At 68.7% G+C, this 17,500-nt stretch carries 17 protein-coding genes and 1 tRNA gene; 15 read left to right on the top strand and 3 right to left on the bottom strand.

The annotated features are described in order from the left end of the window. The first annotated feature begins 3 nt into the window (after positions 1-3). The 4 genes from ACIRRA_RS01945 to ACIRRA_RS01930 are packed head-to-tail and all read left to right on the top strand — an operon-like array spanning position 4 to position 4,690. On the top strand, positions 4-1,464 hold the full coding sequence (locus ACIRRA_RS01945) for a polyketide synthase (RefSeq protein WP_402761767.1): 1,461 nt from the start codon (positions 4-6) through the stop codon (positions 1,462-1,464). 49 nt (positions 1,465-1,513) lie between these two features. Then, positions 1,514-2,326 (top strand): acyl-CoA thioesterase domain-containing protein, encoded by an 813-nt coding sequence (locus ACIRRA_RS01940; protein WP_402761764.1) that lies wholly within the window; start codon positions 1,514-1,516, stop codon positions 2,324-2,326. A 19-nt stretch (positions 2,327-2,345) separates the two neighbouring features. Then, positions 2,346-3,539 carry an acyl-CoA dehydrogenase family protein gene (locus ACIRRA_RS01935; RefSeq protein WP_402761762.1) on the top strand — a complete coding sequence of 398 codons (1,194 nt, stop codon included), beginning with the start codon at positions 2,346-2,348 and terminating at the stop codon, positions 3,537-3,539. A 26-nt stretch (positions 3,540-3,565) separates the two neighbouring features. Next, a complete protein-coding gene (locus ACIRRA_RS01930; RefSeq protein WP_402761759.1) occupies positions 3,566-4,690 on the top strand; it encodes an acyl-CoA dehydrogenase family protein in 1,125 nt (374 codons plus the stop codon). A 60-nt stretch (positions 4,691-4,750) separates the two neighbouring features. Here the strand turns inward: ACIRRA_RS01930 and ACIRRA_RS01925 are convergent, their stop codons facing one another. After that, a complete protein-coding gene (locus ACIRRA_RS01925) occupies positions 4,751-6,652 on the bottom strand; it encodes an alpha/beta fold hydrolase (RefSeq protein ID WP_402761756.1) in 1,902 nt (633 codons plus the stop codon). A 270-nt stretch (positions 6,653-6,922) separates the two neighbouring features. Here ACIRRA_RS01925 and ACIRRA_RS01920 point away from each other — a divergent pair, with 270 nt between their 5' ends. From ACIRRA_RS01920 to ACIRRA_RS01895, 6 genes are all read left to right on the top strand, one after another. After that, positions 6,923-8,122, top strand: a complete 1,200-nt coding sequence (locus ACIRRA_RS01920; protein ID WP_402761753.1) for a cytochrome P450 — start codon at positions 6,923-6,925, stop codon at positions 8,120-8,122. Beyond that, a complete protein-coding gene (locus ACIRRA_RS01915; RefSeq protein WP_402761750.1) occupies positions 8,122-9,063 on the top strand; it encodes a 3-oxoacyl-ACP synthase III family protein in 942 nt (313 codons plus the stop codon). Before ACIRRA_RS01920 ends, ACIRRA_RS01915 begins: the two co-directional genes overlap by 1 nt. A 25-nt stretch (positions 9,064-9,088) precedes the next feature. Continuing rightward, positions 9,089-9,826, top strand: coding sequence for an SDR family NAD(P)-dependent oxidoreductase (locus ACIRRA_RS01910; RefSeq protein WP_402761747.1), 738 nt, complete (start codon positions 9,089-9,091; stop codon positions 9,824-9,826). Further along, the gene (locus ACIRRA_RS01905) at positions 9,817-10,287 is read left to right on the top strand and encodes a nitroreductase/quinone reductase family protein (RefSeq protein WP_402761744.1); all 471 of its coding nucleotides are present in this window, start codon (positions 9,817-9,819) and stop codon (positions 10,285-10,287) included. The genes ACIRRA_RS01910 and ACIRRA_RS01905 overlap by 10 nt, the downstream gene beginning before the upstream one ends. Then, positions 10,284-11,096 carry a class I SAM-dependent methyltransferase gene (locus ACIRRA_RS01900; RefSeq protein WP_402761741.1) on the top strand — a complete coding sequence of 271 codons (813 nt, stop codon included), beginning with the start codon at positions 10,284-10,286 and terminating at the stop codon, positions 11,094-11,096. Before ACIRRA_RS01905 ends, ACIRRA_RS01900 begins: the two co-directional genes overlap by 4 nt. 180 nt (positions 11,097-11,276) lie before the next feature. Beyond that, a complete protein-coding gene (locus tag ACIRRA_RS01895; protein WP_402761738.1) occupies positions 11,277-11,717 on the top strand; it encodes a hypothetical protein in 441 nt (146 codons plus the stop codon). 57 nt (positions 11,718-11,774) lie between these two features. Here the strand turns inward: ACIRRA_RS01895 and ACIRRA_RS01890 are convergent, their stop codons facing one another. Together ACIRRA_RS01890 and ACIRRA_RS01885 are read right to left on the bottom strand one after the other, a co-directional pair. Next, the gene (locus tag ACIRRA_RS01890) at positions 11,775-13,256 is read right to left on the bottom strand and encodes a trehalose-6-phosphate synthase (RefSeq protein WP_402761735.1); all 1,482 of its coding nucleotides are present in this window, start codon (positions 13,254-13,256) and stop codon (positions 11,775-11,777) included. Between the two features lie 3 nt (positions 13,257-13,259). Further along, on the bottom strand, positions 13,260-13,427 hold the full coding sequence (locus tag ACIRRA_RS01885; protein ID WP_162958162.1) for a hypothetical protein: 168 nt from the start codon (positions 13,425-13,427) through the stop codon (positions 13,260-13,262). A gap of 240 nt (positions 13,428-13,667) precedes the next feature. On the opposite strand from ACIRRA_RS01885, the gene ACIRRA_RS01880 reads away from it, so the two are divergent. The 5 genes from ACIRRA_RS01880 (at position 13,668) to ACIRRA_RS01860 (ending at position 17,495) form a co-directional block, all read left to right on the top strand. Next, complete coding sequence (locus ACIRRA_RS01880; RefSeq protein ID WP_402761732.1) at positions 13,668-14,501, top strand: alpha/beta fold hydrolase; 834 nt, start codon at positions 13,668-13,670, stop codon at positions 14,499-14,501. A 138-nt stretch (positions 14,502-14,639) separates the two neighbouring features. Then, positions 14,640-14,882: an MbtH family protein gene (locus tag ACIRRA_RS01875; RefSeq protein ID WP_019931522.1), complete on the top strand. Its 243-nt coding sequence runs from the start codon at positions 14,640-14,642 to the stop codon at positions 14,880-14,882. Between the two features lie 165 nt (positions 14,883-15,047). After that, positions 15,048-15,119, top strand: a tRNA-Thr gene (locus ACIRRA_RS01870). A 160-nt stretch (positions 15,120-15,279) separates the two neighbouring features. Beyond that, the gene (locus tag ACIRRA_RS01865) at positions 15,280-16,017 is read left to right on the top strand and encodes a response regulator transcription factor (RefSeq protein WP_354831085.1); all 738 of its coding nucleotides are present in this window, start codon (positions 15,280-15,282) and stop codon (positions 16,015-16,017) included. Then, the gene (locus ACIRRA_RS01860) at positions 16,014-17,495 is read left to right on the top strand and encodes a sensor histidine kinase (protein WP_402761729.1); all 1,482 of its coding nucleotides are present in this window, start codon (positions 16,014-16,016) and stop codon (positions 17,493-17,495) included. Before ACIRRA_RS01865 ends, ACIRRA_RS01860 begins: the two co-directional genes overlap by 4 nt. The last annotated feature ends 5 nt before the right edge of the window (positions 17,496-17,500 follow it).

Here is a 17,500-nt window from a genome sequence, read left to right as displayed (position 1 = left end):
CCCATGGACAACCCGAATTCGAGCGAGGCCCTGACCGCGGCCCTGCGCCGCGCCACCCAGACCATCAAACAGCTGCGCGAGCAATCGGCGGGGCAGAGCCCGGGTGGGCCCATCGCGGTCGTCGGTGTGGGCCTGCGCCTGGCCGGAGGAATTGCCGATCTCGACGGATACTGGGCGGCCTTGCGAGAAGGGCACAGCCTGATCACCGAGATGCCCGCGCATCGGCGCTGGCCCTTCGAGGACGAATGGGACTTCCTGCCCGCGCGGGGCAGCTTCATCGACGACGCCCTCGAATTCGATCCTGCCTTCTTCGGGCTCAGCCCGCGTGCGGCCCAGGCCATGGACCCGCAGCACCGCCTGCTGCTGGAGGTGACCTGGGAAGCGCTGGCGCACGCCGGAATGCGACCCGACCGGGAGCTGCCGGAGTCGGTGGGCACCTTCGTCGGCATTGCCGGACGCCAGGACTACGCCGCCTGGGAGCCGCCGCAGGTCGATCCGCACTGGGCACTGGGAGTCGGACACTCGTTCGCCGCGGGACGCGTCGCCTACCACTTCGGATTCGCGGGCGCCGCAGTCGCTTTCGACAGCGCGTGCTCTTCCTCGCTGGTCGCCGTCCATCACGCGGTCGCCGCCCTGCGGCGCGGCGAATCCGAGATCGCGATGGCGGGAGGGGTGAGCCTGATGCTGGCCCCCGGGTCCACCGCGGTCATCCAGCAGACCGGAGCCCTAGCCCCCGACGGGTTGTGCAAGACCTTCGACGCCCGCGCAAACGGCTATGTGCGAGGCGAAGGCTGCGCCATGCTCGTCCTCAAGCGACTGGCCGACGCCGAACGTGACAACGACCGGGTGCTGGGGGTCATCCACGGCACCGCCGTCAACCAGGACGGCCGCTCCTCCGGCTTCACCGCACCCAATGCGGTCGCCCAGCGCCGGGTGATCGAGGCGGCCCTGGCCGATGCCGGGTGCAAACCCGAGGAGATCGGGCTGGTCGAAGCGCACGGCACCGGCACCTCCCTCGGCGATCCCATCGAGGTCAGCGCCATTGTCGCCGCGCTGGGCTCCCGCAATGGCGGCAAACCGCTGCACGTGGGCTCGGCGAAGACCAACGTCGGTCACCTGGAGGCCGCGGCCGGCGTGGTCGGACTCATCAAGGCGCTGCTGTGCATTCGTGAGCGCACGGTGCCGCCGCTGGCTCACTTCCAGACCTTGAATCCGCGAATCGACCTGGAGGGCACCGACATTCGGATCTCGGGCCACAGCGCCGCCTGGGCGCTCGCGGAGTCGGGCCCGCTCGCCGGGGTGAGTTCGTTCGGCGCCATCGGCACCAATGCGCACGCGATCGTCGGACCCGCGCCGGAGACCACGCCCGCGTTCCCGCCCGGCGGCGACATCCCACGGCCCGCATGGAACCGTGGCCCGTGCGTGCCGGCGTTCCTCGGTGCGGCCCCACCGGCGCGGAGATGAGACACCCTCTGACTCACCATAATTCGACACTCTTTGGGGGTAATGCACAGTGCTGGCATTCTTCGACATGGTCGGCGGTCGCTATGCCCCGACCGAGATCGCGGTCAGTCCGTGGGCGCCGACTCAGGTGAGCGGGACCGCCGTGTCCGGACTCCTGGCGCGCGAGGCCGAAACACACAGTCCCGGTGGCGCGTTCCTGCCCGGACGGTTCACCGTGGATCTGTTCCGGCCCGTTCTCGCCGAACCGATCGAGCTGCGCAGCGAGGTGGTCCGTGACGGCCGCCGCGTGCGCGTGGTCGACGTCTCGGCGGTGCAGCAGGACCAGGTGCGGGTCCGCGCGACGCTCATGTATCTGGCCGCCGGCGAGCCGGCGCCAGGGGCGGTCTGGCAGCCGGTGCGGCAGTTGCCGATACCCGAGCCGAGCGCTGAGTGGCACCCGCTGCGGTTCAAGTCGGGTGAGCTCGACTGGACCGGCGACTTCCTGACCGGCCAGAACAGCGAGCGCAAATGCATGTGGCACGACATGGCGCCGCTGGTCGAGGGCGAGCCCAATTCGCCGTTCCAGCTGGCCGCCTATGTCGCCGACACCACCAATATGGTGTGCAACTGGGGCACCGCTGGTATCGGTTACATCAATTGCGATGTGACCCTGGCACTCTCGCGCCTACCCGTGGGACCAGAGGTGGGTTTGCAGGCGCAGGACCAGGTCACCGGCGACGGCGTCGCGATCGCCGCGGCCACTCTCTACGACCGGACCGGACCGCTGGGCGTCTCCGTCGCCACCACCATCTCGAATGTGCGCCGGGCGGTGGATCCGGCCGCCTTCGCCGCCGAGGCCTTCTCGGCGCCGCACCCACAGTGAACCCCGGGGAGGAACCGTCATGCGGATTGCGTACACGCCGCAACAAGAGGAACTACGTGCCGAACTGCGGGACTACTTCGCCCGCCTGATGACCGACGAGCGGCGCACCGCGCTGGCCGCGCCGACCGGCGAATACGGCGAGGGTGATGTCTACCGTGAGGTCATCGCGGAGATGGGCCGCGACGGGTGGCTCGCGCTGGGCTGGCCGGAGGAGTACGGCGGGCGGGGCGGCTCGGTCATGGATCAACTGATCTTCACCGACGAGGCCGCCGTCGCCACCGTCCCGGTGCCGTTCCTGACCATCAATACCGTCGCGCCGACCATCATGTACTACGGCACCGACGAGCAGAAGCAGTTCTTCCTGCCCCGGATCGCCGCCGGTGAATTGCATTTCTCCATCGGCTATTCCGAGCCGGGCGCGGGCACCGACCTGGCCTCGCTGCGCACCTCCGCGGTCCGCGACGGCGACGACTGGATCATCAACGGCCAGAAGATGTGGACCTCCCTCATCAGCTACGCCGACTACGTCTGGTTGGCGGCCCGCACCGACCCGGACGCCGAGAAGCACAGCGGTATGTCGATGTTCATCGTGCCGACCACGGCAGAGGGCTTCTCCTGGACGCCGGTGCACACCATGGCCGGGCCCGATACCAGCGCCACCTACTACCAGGACGTGCGTGTCGGGCAGTCGGCGATGGTGGGCCCGGAGAACGGCGGCTGGGGGCTGATCACCAACCAGCTCAACCATGAGCGCGTCGCGCTGAGCGGGGCCGGGCACCTGATGATGGCGCTCCGTGAAACCATCGAATGGGCGAGGAACACCAAGGCGGCCAATGGCATTCGTGTCATCGACCACGAATGGGTGCAGCTGAACCTGGCCCGGGTGCACGCCAAGGTCGAGTACATGAAGCTGCTGAACCTCGAGATCGCGTCGCGCGCCGACGCCGGCGGTGATGCCGCGCCGCGCCCGTGGGATGCCTCCGGCCTGAAGGTGTACGGCACCGAGTTCGCCACCGAGGCCTACCGGCTGCTCATGGAGGTGCTCGGCCCGAACGCGCACCTCCGCCAGGACTCGGCGGGCGTGGAGCTGTTCGGCGTGCTCGAACGGCTGCATCGCGCCAGCCTCATCATGACCTTCGGCGGCGGCACCAATGAGATCCAGCGCGACATCATCGCCATGTTCGCTCTGCGACTGCCGCCCGCCACCCGCTGACCACACCCGAAAGGCAGGTACTCATCATGGATTTCACTCCGACCGAGGCCCAGCGGGATCTCGCCCGCCTGACCGGTGAGGTGTGCGCGAAGCTGGTCACGCCCGACCGGCTGCGCGAACTCGACAAGCACCTCGACGGCGTGGGTGACCGCACCGTGCGCTTCGACCGGCAACTGTGGAACGCGCTCGCCGAGACCGGCGTGCTGGCCGCCGCGCTGCCGGAGTCCGTGGGCGGCAGCGACTTCGGCGTCCTGGAGCAGACCGCCGTCCTGCGCGAGCTGGGCAAGGCCCTGGCCCCCGTGCCGTACCTGTGGTCCATCGTGCTGAGCGCGGAAGCCCTCGCCGAATTCGGCACCGAGACCCAGCGGGATCTCGCGGCACGGGCCGCCACCGGCGAGATCATCCTGACCGTGGCCCTCAGCGAAGCCCGGAACTGGGAGCCCGCCGCACCGGCCACCATTGCGGCCGAGGGTACGGGCTGGACGCTGAGCGGCACCAAGACCACCGTGCCGTTCGCGCGTCAGGTGGACCGAATCCTGGTGCCCGCCAGCGTATCCGGGACGGTCGCGCTGTTCCTGGTCGATCCGTCAGCCGCCGGCGTCACGGTCACCGAGCAGATCACCACCGACCGCAGTCCCGAATGTGCGGTCGAATTCGATTCCGCACCGGCCGAACTGGTGGGCACGGTGGCGGGCGGCGCCGAGATCCTGGACCGGCTGCTGAACCGCGCCTGGCTGGGGCTGGCCGCGCAGCAGCTGGGCACCCTCGAACAGGGGCTGGAGCTGGTGTCGGCGTATGCCCGGGAACGTGAGCAGTTCAATCGCAAGATCGGCAGCTTCCAGGCCGTGGCCCAGCGCCTGGCCGACGCCTACATCGACGTGCAGGGCGTGCGGCTGGCCGTGCAGCAGGCGGCCTGGCGACTGGCCGAGGGCCTGCCCGCCGCGGCCGAGGTGCACACCGCCAAGTTCTGGGCCGCCGAGGCGGGTCACCGCGTCGCCCACACCGTGGTGCACGTGCACGGCGGTGTCGGTATCGACCGCGACCACATCGTGAACCAGTACTTCACCGCCGCCAAGCACAACGAGTTCGCCCTCGGCGGCGCGACCGACCACCTGCGCGCGCTGGGTGCGGCAATGGCGGCCGCCCTCTAGCCGGCGGGACCGGCGTGATTCCGGAACTCCGTGATCACGCCGGTCCGCTCGCCGCCGATGTCACTGTCGCACAGCCGGATTACCCGTTCGCGCAATGATGCTCGCACCGTAGCGTCGGGTCTCGTTCTCGATCTGGCGTGGAGTCGCGGAGCGGGCCAGCGCTATTCGCGCCCCGCTCACCAGTGCCGCGCCCGCCGCGGCGAACACCTGCGGATCCGACAGTGCACCAGCGCAATACAGCGTGTCCCGGTAGTCGATGCCGATGGCGGGCACCACGCCGTACGCGCTGAGGGCCCACTGCCGATTCGTGATCCGCTCGATCGTCGGCGCGGGCGTCGCGACGTGGACCGCGAGGAAGGCGAGATCGTCGGCGGTCCCCGGATTCGGGGTGTACCAGTCGGGTAGGCGCACGGTCCGGAGGTCGATGGCATCCAGATCGGTTGCCCTGTCCGCCAGGGCTTTCCGGCTGCCGCGCATGCCGTCTTCGCCGAGCACCAGCAGCCGATGGTCGGGCTCCCCGACGCGGTCGATGTCCGCCGGGCTGACGAGGATGGTGCCGATACCGGTGGCCGCCACGGCTGCGGCCAGGTGCTCGTCCGCGGGCAGCAGCACCGCCACCGCGCCCAGCCGCGACAGGGCCGCCGTCGCGATCAGGGCACCCGGTCGCATCCCCATCACCACGCCCACCTGATCGGCCGGCTCCACGCCCACCGCGATCAGGGTGCGCACCACCGCGTCGATGCGGGCGTTCACCGCGGCCTCGGTGCGCATCCGGCCCGCATAGAGCAGGCAGTCGCGCGAGGAGGTACGCGCGCTCCAGGCCAGTCCCGGTGAAATCCTGCTGCCCGGCTGCAGCTTTCCGGGGCGCGCGGGCCGGGGCGGGGCGAACAGCGCCCGCTGGGCGCGGCTCTGTGGCCGAGGCGGCCGCGGTGTCGCCTCGGGCATGTCGACGATCTGCTCGGGGCGCGGCCCGTCGCCGCCGTGCCAGTGCAGCCAGCCCGCGATGGCGGGCCAGGTCGTCCGCACCGCGACACCGCCCGCGACCATCTTGTAGTGCCCGGCGTCGACGCCGACCTCGTACACGGGCGCGCTGCGCGCCGCGCGCCGGATGCCGCGCACCGAGGCGGCGGGCGCGAGCTGATCCTTCGACCCGACGATCCCCAGAATTGGGCAGGTCAGCTCGCCCATGCTGTGCACCCGGTCGCCGACCACGAAACCGCCGGAGTGCAGGCGGTTCCCGATCGCGAACTGCCGCAGCAGATCCGAGGCAGCCGGACCCGGGTAGCCGATGCGGCCCTCACCTGCCATGAATCGGCGGCGGCGTTCGTCGGCGGGGGACGGGCGCGGTGCGGAGCGGTGGCGCAAGGTGTGCGCGCGATTGCGCACCGCGTTGACCGGATCGACCAGATCCCACCAGGTCTTCAGAATGGAGTCGGTGATATTGCTGCCCTCACGCACCGTCTCGGCGAGGAAGTTCGCGACGCGCGGGCCGAACGGGAGCCCGGCGGCCGTCCAGTCCACCATGCTGCCGATCCCGACCATGCTCGCGATCCCCTCGCCGCGCCGGTGTGCCGCGGCCAGGTAGCCGAACATGCCGCCCTGGCAGTAGCCGACCAGGTGCACCGCGTCGCCGCCGATGTGGTCACGCATGGTGTCGACGGCGGCCGCCACCGCCAGGACGTGATCGTCCAGGGTCCGTTCCCAGCCGTTCTCTTCCGTTGCCGGAGAACCGAAGTCGATGACCCACGGATCGATTCCAGCCCGGTGCAGCAGCGCCACCGCCCCGGCCTCGGTATCCAGGTCGAAGACCTCGGCGGTCATCATGAGCGGCGGAACCAGCAGAGCGGCCGGACCCGCCGCCGGATGCTCCGGAAAGTAGCGCCGCAACCGGTACATGGGCCGGCCTTCGACCACGGCGAACGGGCTGGTGACGGGATCGGGCGCACTCCCGACGAATTCCATTGCACTCCCCAGAAATGAAACGTGTCCTAGTCAAAAAATCGCCGTGAGTCCATATGTGTTTGGTCACAGCGGATTTGCCGACCGAAGCTCTGCATCCAGTTATAGAACAAGTTACAGTGCGAAGGAGTCGATGGGGTGGGTTCATGGGCGTTGAAAGACGCTGAGACGCAATAGATCTGCGCATGGTCGCGCGGCAATCGGAAACAAGTCTGCCGTAAAACAGAGTGGCGGAGTGGCACAGTCGTATGCTCCGCCGATGGGAGGGGTTCCATGGATATGCTGCGGTGTCCCGTACACCGATACCCGTCGGAGACAACGAGATCGCTGGGCCTGGATCCGGTCATGGACGAGGTCCGCGGATCCGGCGGCATCGCGCGGGTGCAGTACCCGTACGGCGATGCGGCCTGGCTGGTCACCGGCTACGAGGATGTGCGAACCGTCTATTCACAGAAGGCGTTCAGCCGCACCGGAATGTCCCAGGACACCGCGCCGCGCCTTACCGCCGGCCTGCTGCTGCAGGGCGGCATCGGCAGCCTCGACGACAGCATCCACACCAAACTGCGCCGCGTCATCGGGCGAGAACTGACCGGTGCGCGGATGGCCGCGCTGCGCGCCACCGCCGAGGCCCTCATGACCCGCCGGCTGGCCGAGCTCGACCGGTCGGCGGCCACCGACTACGTATCCGCTGTCGCCAAACCGTTTTCGCTGAATGTGCTCGGTGCACTGGTCGGCATACCAGAAGCCGAGCAACCCGAGGTGGGCGACTGGGTGAGCGCACTGCTCACCGACGCCTCCGTGGCCGACGCCGGTGCGCGCGGCGCCGACGCCGCGCTGCAGGACCTCGGCAAGTACGTACTGCGGCTCATCGCCGACCGGAAGGCCGTACCCACCGGGGATTTCGTCTCCGATCTGGTTCGCCACGGTGACGATCTGGCGAAATGGGAGCTGGTGACCGTGGTCTTCGCCCTCATCGTGGGCGGCTACGAATCCTCGGCCCACATGCTGAGCAAACTCGTGCTGCGCCTGCTGCTCAGCCCAGACCTGTCGACGGAGCTGCGGGCGCATCCGGACCGGATCCCGGGCGCGGTCGACGAGCTGCTGCGCACGATCGCCCTGGCCGGTGGTGAAGGACTGCCCTGGCGGGTCCGCGAGCCCATCCGGCTCGGCGAGGTGGACCTGGTGCCCGGCGACTACGTCGTCCCGGCCATCGGCGCCGCCAATCTGGACCCGACCGTCTACACCGACCCCGAGCGCATCGACCCAGCGCGATCGGCCAAGCCCCACATGGCCTTCGGTTACGGCACCCGCTACTGTCTGGGCTCCCAGATCGCCCGGATGGAACTCGAGGTCGGCATCGGCGCGCTGCTGCGGGACTTCCCCGACGCGCGGCTCGCGGTCGCACCCGAGCAGGTGCGCTGGCACAGCGGATCGGCGGTCTGGCAGCTGGCCGAACTACCGGTGTTTCTGTGATGGCGGTCGGCATCCTGCGTACCGGCGCCTACCTGCCGCCCGCCGAGATCGGCAATGCCGCCATCTCGGAGTGGGCGGGCACCACCCCGGAGTGGGTGGGCGAACGCACCGGCATCGACACCCGCCGCTACGCCGGCCCGCAGACAGCTACCTCCGATCTGGCGCACGGGGCCGCCCTCGATCTGCTCGGGCCGCGGGAGGCCTGGCCGCGGATCGGCAGTGTCATTGTCGCCACCTCGACCGGAGATCAGCCGCAGCCCGCGACAGCCGCTGCGCTGCAACACAAATTGGGGCTCACCGGCATACCCGCCTTCGATCTGAACTCAGTCTGCATCGGCTACCTCTTCGCCCTGACCGTCGCCGCGGGACTACTGGAACGCGAGGGGGAACGGGCGGACCCGGCGCTGGTCGTCGGGGCGGACATCTACTCGCGGATCATGAACCGCGCCGACCGCAAGACCGTCAGCCTGTTCGGTGACGGCGCGGGCGCGACCCTGGTCGGACCGGTGCCGCCGGGCTACGGGCTGCACGCGAGCCGCCTGGTCACCAACGGCGAATTACGCTCTCTCGTAGAGGTTCCCGCGGGCGAGCGATTATTCCGGATGGACGGCCGCGCGGTCCGCGACTACGTGCTGACCACGCTGCCCAAACTCATCGCGGAGGCGCTGGCGGAATCCGGCTTCACGGTCGCCGAGATGGACCGGATCATCCTGCACCAGGCCAACACCCGGCTGCTGGAGACCTGCATCCGCGAACTCGGCTTGGATCCCGCGCGGGTGCCGCTGACCGCTCCCCGCTACGGAAACACCGGTGCGGCCTCCATTCCCATCACCCTGCACAGCACCCATCTCGAACGTCCACTGCAGCGCGGTGAACGCATTCTGCTGGCCGGCGTCGGCGGCGGCATGAGCGCCGGGGCGGCGGTTCTGACGTGGTACTGACCCGAACGAAATCGGAGGACTCCTGATGCGGTTCGAAGGAAAGGCCGCCGTCGTCACCGGCGGCACCCGGGGGCTCGGTTTCGCGATCGCGAAAGCGTTTCTCGCGGAAGGCGCGTCGGTCATGTGCTCGGCGCGCACGGCCGGGGACTACCAGCTCCTGAAGGAGGAATATCCGGACCGCTGCCTGTTCCATCCGGCCGATGTCGCCGATCCGGCGGCGGTCGAGCAGCTGATGGCCGCGGCCGCGGAATCGCTGTCCGGACTGGACGTGGTGGTCGCCAATGCCGGGGTGAGCCGGGACGGGCGGATCGAACAGCTCGCGCCGCACGACTGGGACGCCATGGTCGCCACCAACCTGACCGGCACCTTCCTGTGCACCCGCGCGGCCGTGCCGCACCTGCGGGAGCGCGGCGGCGTGATCATCAATATGTCCTCGTCCATGGCGAGCCGGATAGCGGTCGGCGCGGCCGGCTACAGCGCCACCAAGGCCGCCATCGAAATGTTCACCCGGACCAGCGCAATCGAACTGGGACAGTACGGAATCCGGGTCAACGCCCTCTCGCCCGGCATACTAGACGCCGGCATGGGCGGCCGGCTCGCCGACAACGACCGGGTCTGGGCCGCCTACCGCAAGCGGTTCGCTCTGGGCCGGGCCGGGCGGGTCGAGGAGGCCGCGCAGGCGGCCGTGTTCCTCGCCTCCGACGACGCGTCCTACGTCAACGGGGCGATTCTCGATGTCAACGGAGGTTTGATGTGGGCCTGACCGACCAGCGCAACAATCCGTTCACCGAACCCGAGCAGGCCAAACTGGTCGAACTCGGGCGCAAGCACGTGATGGGCATGGAATACACCGACGCCGAGGAGGTCTGGATCAGCTCGGGCATGGAGCATTTGCTGCTGCAGACCGTCGGACGGCGGAGCGGGAAGACCCACAAGGTGGCGCTGCCGTTCTGGGTCGACGCGGCGGGGCACCGCATCGTCGTCGCCTCCTTCGTCGGCGCGCCGCAGCATCCGGCCTGGTACTGGAACCTCACTGACACCGCCGTCAATGCAGAGGTGCGGGTCAAGCTGCGCGCGGCCGAGCTCCGGGCGCGTCCCCAGATCATCGAAGGTCCCGAGTATCAGGAGGTTTGGGACGCCTTGACGACCGACCGCGAGTTCTACCGCGACTATCAGTCCCGGACCGAACGCCGGATACCGCTCGTCCGATTGCGCGAACTGTGAGCGAGGCGAATGCGGCGGCGCTGCAGGGTGTTCCGGTGACCGCGCTGTGGACACTGTGGAGCCGGGCCTCGGAATCCGCCCGGACCGATTCGGAATTCTGCGATTTCCGCGCCGAGGAACTGTGCCGGTCAATCTACTTCGACTACCGGACCTTCGGCAGGCCCGCCCAGACGCAGGTGCTACGCGCCCGCACCATCGACGTGGAAATCGAACGCTTCCACCGGAACTCACCTGGCGGCACCGTGGTCGCCCTCGGTGAGGGACTGCAGACGACCTACTGGCGGCTCGGCACACCGGACCTGAACTGGATCTCGGTGGACCTGCCGGAGATGATCGCCCTGCGCGAGCAACTGCTGCCGGAGGAGGCGCGGGTCCGCACGGTCGCCGCGTCGGCGCTGGACAGATCCTGGTTCGACCTGGTCGGCGCTGGGGACGTGCTGATCACGGCCGAGGGCCTGTTCATGTACCTGCAACCGGACGAGGTCTACGCGCTGATCGGCGATATGGCACAGCGGTTTCCGGGTGCGAGCGTCATCTTCGACGTCCTGCCGCCGGGCCTGACCGAGCGCACGCTGAACGGGACCAAGCTGGCCCGCGGATCGGACTATGTGTTGCCGCCCATGCCCTTCGGCCTGACCGTCGCTCAGACCAGGGCATTGCCGCAGCAGATCCCGGGAGTCTCCGGCTACCACGAGCTTCCGATGCTGCCGGGACGCGGCTGGTGTTCACCGATGATGCTCGGCCTGCAGCGCAGGTTGCCGCTGGTCCGGAACCACCGCCATCTGATCGCGCGGCTCACCTTCGCGTAGGGGCCGCCGTTCAGCGCGGCCGCGGCTCGCAAGCCGCCGGGTCAAGGTCACAGAGTTGAGTGAAACCCGACCGGTCAGGATGCAGCACGTGGAGAACAAGAAGGCACCGTGGACCGGCGCCGAAATTCCGAATCTGCAGGGGCGCACCGCCATTGTGGCGGGGCCAGTGCCGGGCTGGGGTTGGAAACCGCGCGGCGGCTCGCCGAACACGGCGCCCGGGTGGTCCTTGCCTGCCGCAATGCCGACAAGGCAGCGGCGGCAGCGGACACCATCCGCCAGACCGCGCCGGACGCCGAATTGCCGTTCGTGGAACTGGATCTGACGTCACTGAAATCGGTCCACCGGGCCGCCGGCCGGCTGCACGACGACTTCGTGTTCCGGATCGTCATGCAGACGGTCGAGATGGGTGCGCTGCCGAGCCTGCGCGCCGCCAGCGACCCCGGCGTGCGCGGCGGTGACTTCTACGGCCCCACCGGCTCGACCAAGGGCTACCCGGTGCCGAACGCGGCCGGGGAACGCACCCGCGATCCCGAGCTGGCGGCCCCAGCTGCGGGCCGAATCCGAGCGACTCACCGGAGTCACCTACCGGTTCGACCAACTCGACGGCACGGCGCGGACTAGCCCCCAAACCATTGGGCGCCCCCTGAAATCCTCAGGGGGCGTTCAATGTACGACGGGTCAGCGACTCGGATCCGGATCCACGTCGTCATCGGTGAGCAGCGCGCTGCCCGCGACGCGATCGGTGGCCAGGGCGTCGAGGAAGGCACGCGCCCACCGGTCGACGTCATGGGTGAGGACCTGACGCCGCAGCGAACGCATCCGGCGGCGTCGGGTGTCGCGATCGTCGTCGATCGCGCCGATCAGGGCGTCCTTGACGCTGTCGAGATCGTGCGGATTGCACAGGTAGGCCTGCCGCAATTCCGCTGCCGCACCGGTGAATTCGCTCAGTACCAGCGCACCGTTGAGGCTGCCCTGACACGCCACGTACTCCTTGGCGACCAGGTTCATGCCGTCACGCAGCGGCGTCACCACCATGACGTCGGCGGCCACGAAGAACGCGATCAGCTCCTCGCGCGGGATGGGCCGGTGCAGGTAGTGCACCACCGGATAACCCACCCGGGCGAACTCGCCGTTGATCCGTCCCACCTGGCGTTCGATATCGCCACGCATCTGCTTGTAGGACTCGACCCGTTCCCGGCTCGGCGTGGCCAGCTGCACCATCACCGTGTCCGCCGGATCGATCCGGCCGTCGTGCAGCAGCTCCTCCAGTGCGGCCAGCCGGATGTCGATGCCCTTGGTGTAGTCCAGGCGGTCCACACCCAGCAGGATCGTCTTCGGATTGCCCAGCTCCGCACGGATTTTCGCGGCCCGCTCCCGCACCCCGCGGCGGCGCGAATACTCGTCCAGCTCGGTGGAGGTGATGGAGATCGGGAACGCGCCCACCCGCACGGTGCGGAAACCCACCTGCACCACACCGAGTTTCGAGCGCACACCCACATTGCCGCGCGACGTCGGCTGCCCGGCCAGTCTTCTGGCCAGATACAGGAAGTTCTGTGCGCCGCCCGGCAGATGGAAGCCGATCAGGTCGGCGCCCAGCAGACCCTCGACGATCTCGGTGCGCCACGGCATCTGCATGAACAGTTCCACCGGCGGGAACGGAATGTGCAGGAAGAAGCCGATGGTCAGATCCGGGCGCAGCATGCGCAGCATCTTCGGCACCAGCTGCAGCTGGTAGTCCTGCACCCACACCGTCGCGCCCTCGGCGGCCACCTTGGCGGTGTACTCGGCGAACCGGCGGTTCACCTGGACGTACGCCTGCCACCACCGGCGGTCGTAGACCGGCCGCACGATCACGTCGTGATACAGCGGCCACAGCGTCGCGTTGGAGAAGCCCTCGTAGTAGTCGGCGACCTCGTCGCTGGACAGCGGCACCGGGTGCAGTTCCAGACCGTCCTCGACGATCGGATCCAGATCCACATCCGGGACGCCGGCCCAGCCGACCCAGGCGCCCTTGTTGTTGCGCAGTACCGGTTCCAGCGCGGTCACCAGGCCGCCGGGGCTGCGCTTCCAGCGAGTGGTTCCATCGGGTAGTCGCTCCAGGTCGACCGGAAGCCGGTTGGCGACGACGACGAAACCGGAGCCGGAGCTATCCGGGTGCACGGGTCATTCGCCTCGCGTCGGACCGATGCCCAGCATGGACAGCAGCATGCGGCACTCGTCGGCATCGGTGGCATAGGCGGCCACGACGCGCTGGGCCTGTCGAGCGGTTTCGTCGGCGAGCGGTTCCAGATCGTCGTCCGCGATGTCGTTTGCGCCGGTCTTCGCGGCCATCTCATGTCCTCTCGGGGAAGTCTGCTCGGTGCGAGGAGTCCATCGTATCTGCCAGGAAAGTCGGGACCCCGCGCTGCGTGCATTGCGAGCCCTAACCGCAATGGTCGTGCTCACGAGACCGCACGGGCAGGCTCGCACCAGACCGTACGGTCGGCGACACCGGGCGAAACGTTCCGGGCCCCGATGCCTATACGGTCTAGGAACCATAGAAATCGAGAACGTGGAGAAGGGGTCGAAAGCATGCCGTTGGCGACGGTGAACGGAATCTCGCTGAACTACCAGGTCAAGGGAGACCGGTCCAAGGGCACCGACGTCAAGGGGTCCGCGCCGCTGGTCGTCATGATCATGGGCACCGGCAGCGGCGGCCGGGTGTGGGAACTGCACCAGGTGCCCGCGCTGGTCGCCGCGGGATTCCGGGTCTGCACCTTCGACAACCGTGGCATCGCACCGTCCTTCGAGTCGCCCGCCGGGATCACCATCGACGACCTGGTGCGCGACACCGCCGCTCTCATCGAATTCCTCGACGAGGGACCGGCCCTGGTGGTCGGCCAGTCCATGGGCGCGCGGGTCGCGCAGGAACTCGCGCTGGCCCGGCCGGACCTGGTCCGCAAGGCCATCTTCATGGCCGGGCACGCTCGCCTCGACCAGTTCCAGAAGACGCTCTCGTTCGGCGAGCACGAACTCGACGCCTCCGGCATGCGGCTGCCCGCCAAATACGAGGCCGCCATGACCGCACTCATGAACCTCTCGCCGGCCACCATGGCCGACCCGCACGCCGCCCGCGACTGGCTCGACCTGTTCGAATTCACCGGCGGCCCGGCCTCGCCCGGTGTGCGGGCCCAGCGGCGGATGGACCACGATTTCGACCGCACCCAGGCATACCGGGCCATCACCGTGCCCTGCCTGTCCATCGGCTTCGCGGACGACCGGATGATCCCGCCCTACCTTTCCCGCGAGGTCGCCGATATCATTCCGGGAGCCCGTTACCAGGAGGTTCCCGACGCCGGACACTTCGGCTATCTGGAACAACCGGAGGCCGTCAACAAGATCCTGCTCGAATTCTTCGCGGCCTGAACGAAGTGCAGGTAACCGCCCAGCGGTAACGCCTGCCTTGCTAGGGTCGAATCAACGTCGGGGGCTCGTTCCATCACTGCGGTGACTGGACGATCCATCTACGTTCCCGTACACAGCGCCAGTATCCAGTGAGGTGAAATGAGCACCAACCCCTTCGATGACGAAGACGGCCGGTTCTTCGTCCTGGTCAACGATGAGGAACAGCACTCCCTGTGGCCCGCCTTCGCCGAGGTTCCGGCGGGTTGGCGAGTCGTTTTCGGCGAGGACAGCCGCGCCGCGTGCGTCGAGTACGTCGAGAAGAACTGGACCGATATGCGTCCGAAGAGCCTGCGTGACGCCATGGCGGCGGACGACGCGGCTCGTCAGGCGGCCCAGTCCTGACACCCTGCGGTTAGTCCGATACTGCGCGAACGGCTTCCGAACGCGGCCGGCCGATGCCACGAGCGTCGCCCGGTCGCGCTCCGGTCTTCCACGCAGCATCGTTCCGACTGGGACGCCGGCTTTTCCGCGCAGCCGGCCACCCCGGTTATGATGGCACCGCTTTCCGCCTCCTTAGCTCAGTGGTAGAGCACTCGCCTTGTAAGCGAAAGGTCGTCAGTTCAATCCTGACAGGGGGCTCAGCAGGCAAATCAGGGTGAGGACCTCAGGGTCCTCACCCTGCTGTCGTTGGAGGTCCGGGGCGCAGCCCCGCAGCGCCACCCGGATTTGGCGCACTCCTCGCAGGAAACTCTCAGGGAAGGGTCAGGTTCTTCGCGGGGGAAGCGCAGAATATGACCTCATGACAGGTGTGCCCGTTCAGCCGCGCGAACCGGAGGCGAGGGTGCTCGTCGTTGACGACGAGCCGATGATCGTCGAGCTACTGTCGGTGAGCCTGCGGTATCAGGGGTTCGAGGTCGCGAGTGCCGCGAGCGGCACCGAGGGGCTGGACAAGGCGAAGACCTTCCGGCCGGATGCGCTGATCATCGATGTGATGATGCCCGGGATGGACGGCTTCGGACTGCTGCGGCGGCTCCGGGCCGACGGGATCGACGCACCGGTGCTGTTCCTGACCGCGCGCGACGACGTGGACGACAAGATCACCGGGCTGACGCTCGGGGCCGACGACTACGTCACCAAGCCGTTCAGCCTCGAAGAGGTGGTCGCGCGGCTGCGGGTGATTCTGCGACGATCCGGGCGTTCGGCGCCGGAGACCAAGACGTCGCGGCTGCGGTTCGCCGATATCGAACTCGACGATGACACCCACGAGGTGTGGAAGGCGGGCGAACCGGTTGCCCTGTCGCCCACCGAGTTCACGCTGCTGCGGTACTTCCTGGTCAATGCCGGCACGGTGCTGAGCAAGCCGCGGATCCTGGACCACGTGTGGCGCTACGACTTCGGCGGCGAGGTCGGCGTGGTCGAAACCTATGTGTCCTACCTGCGCAAGAAGGTCGACACCGGACCGGATCGGCTCATCCACACCCTGCGCGGGGTCGGCTACGTCATGCGGGAGCCGCGCGGTAAGACGGCCAACGCGTGAGCGCTGCCACCGTGGTCGATGGCAAAGGCACGACTCGCAGTCTTCGACGCAAGGTCGCCGACAAGCTCGCCGCGGTGCCGCTGCGCACCACCCTGGTACTCGCGCTGGTATCCCTGGTCGGATTCGGGCTGCTGGTCTCGGGTATCGCGGTCACCTCGCTGATGCGCAATGTGCTGGTCGAACGGATCGACCGGCAGCTCTACGACGCCGCCCACAGCTGGGCCGCGCCCGGCGCGCAACGCCCCGAACCACTGCCCACCGTGCGCGGGCGGGAACGGCCGCCGCACCTGTACTGGGTGCAGGTGCGGGATTCGACGGGCCAGGTCACGCTGAGCCTGTCGGCGGGCGCGCAGCAGCCCGAGGTGCCCGCGGACCTGGGCAATCGGCCGGAGACCGTCGGCTCGGTCGGCGCCTCCACCGAGGAGTGGCGGGTGCTGCGGACCGTCAACGAGTACGGCACCAGCACCATCGCCCTGCGCATGGACGAGACGAACTCGCTGCTGGACAAGCTGATCGTGCTGCAACTGGTGATCGGCGCGCTGGTACTGGCGGCGCTGGCGGCGGTGGCACGCATCGTGATCCGGCGCAGTCTGCGGCCACTGCGGGAGGTCGAGCGCACCGCGGCCGCCATCGCGGGCGGTGACCTGCATCAGCGAGTTCCGGTGCGCGGCACCGACACCGAGGTCGATCACCTCTCACAGTCGCTGAACACGATGTTGACCCAGATCCAGCAGGCCTTCGCCGCCACCGAGGCCTCCGAGGAGGCGGCGCGGCGCTCCGAGGCCAAGATGCGGCGCTTCGTCGCCGACGCCAGCCACGAACTCCGCACCCCGCTCACCACCATCAAGGGCTTCTCCGAGCTGTACCGGCAGGGCGCGATCACCGATCCGAACATGCTGATGGACCGCATCGAGCGCGAGTCCAAACGGATGGGGCTGCTGGTCGAGGACCTGCTCATGCTGGCCCGGCTGGACGCACAGCGACCGATCGAACGGCGGCCGCTGGACCTGCTCATGATGGCCAGCGATGCCGTGCACAGTGCGCGCGCCCTGGCGGCGGCCCAGCACCCGGAGGGGCCCGAACGCAAGATCGACCTCGAAATCCGGCCTGGGCCCGGCACTCTGGAGATGCTCGGTGACGAGACGCGGCTGCGCCAGGTGCTGGCCAACCTGATCAACAACGCGCTGGTGCACACCCCGCCCGAGGCGGAGGTGACGGTGCGGCTCACCCCGGCCGCGGACGAGGTGCTCATCGAGGTCGCCGACACCGGGCCGGGACTGGAGGCCGAACAGGCCGAGCGGGTCTTCGAACGCTTCTATCGCACCGATACGTCCCGCAGCCGGGACAGTGGTGGTACGGGACTGGGGCTTTCCATCGTGCATGCGCTGGTCGACGCGCACGGCGGCAAGGTATCGGTGACCAGCGCGCCGGGGGAAGGCACCACCTTCACCGTGCAGCTGCCGCGCGAGGCGCGCTGACGCCG

It is taken from the genome of Nocardia sp. NPDC101769 (genome assembly GCF_044766925.1).
Classification (GTDB): domain Bacteria; phylum Actinomycetota; class Actinomycetes; order Mycobacteriales; family Mycobacteriaceae; genus Nocardia.
The sequence above is the reverse complement of the archived record's forward strand: the minus strand, read 5'-3'. Positions and strand labels throughout refer to the sequence as shown.

Bases quoted from the DNA above. Each gene is read 5' to 3' on its own strand.
- ACIRRA_RS01945 (WP_402761767.1), top strand. From the start codon at position 4: ATGGACAACCCGAATTCGAGCGAGGCCCTGACCGCGGCCCTGCGCCGC.
- ACIRRA_RS01880 (WP_402761732.1), top strand. From the start codon at position 13,668: ATGCCGTTGGCGACGGTGAACGGAATCTCGCTGAACTACCAGGTCAAG.
- ACIRRA_RS01920 (WP_402761753.1), top strand. From the start codon at position 6,923: ATGGATATGCTGCGGTGTCCCGTACACCGATACCCGTCGGAGACAACG.
- ACIRRA_RS01865 (WP_354831085.1), top strand. From the start codon at position 15,280: ATGACAGGTGTGCCCGTTCAGCCGCGCGAACCGGAGGCGAGGGTGCTC.
- ACIRRA_RS01875 (WP_019931522.1), top strand. From the start codon at position 14,640: ATGAGCACCAACCCCTTCGATGACGAAGACGGCCGGTTCTTCGTCCTG.
- ACIRRA_RS01915 (WP_402761750.1), top strand. From the start codon at position 8,122: ATGGCGGTCGGCATCCTGCGTACCGGCGCCTACCTGCCGCCCGCCGAG.
- ACIRRA_RS01910 (WP_402761747.1), top strand. From the start codon at position 9,089: ATGCGGTTCGAAGGAAAGGCCGCCGTCGTCACCGGCGGCACCCGGGGG.
- ACIRRA_RS01930 (WP_402761759.1), top strand. From the start codon at position 3,566: ATGGATTTCACTCCGACCGAGGCCCAGCGGGATCTCGCCCGCCTGACC.
- ACIRRA_RS01885 (WP_162958162.1), bottom strand. From the start codon at position 13,427: ATGGCCGCGAAGACCGGCGCAAACGACATCGCGGACGACGATCTGGAA.
- ACIRRA_RS01935 (WP_402761762.1), top strand. From the start codon at position 2,346: ATGCGGATTGCGTACACGCCGCAACAAGAGGAACTACGTGCCGAACTG.
- ACIRRA_RS01925 (WP_402761756.1), bottom strand. From the start codon at position 6,652: ATGGAATTCGTCGGGAGTGCGCCCGATCCCGTCACCAGCCCGTTCGCC.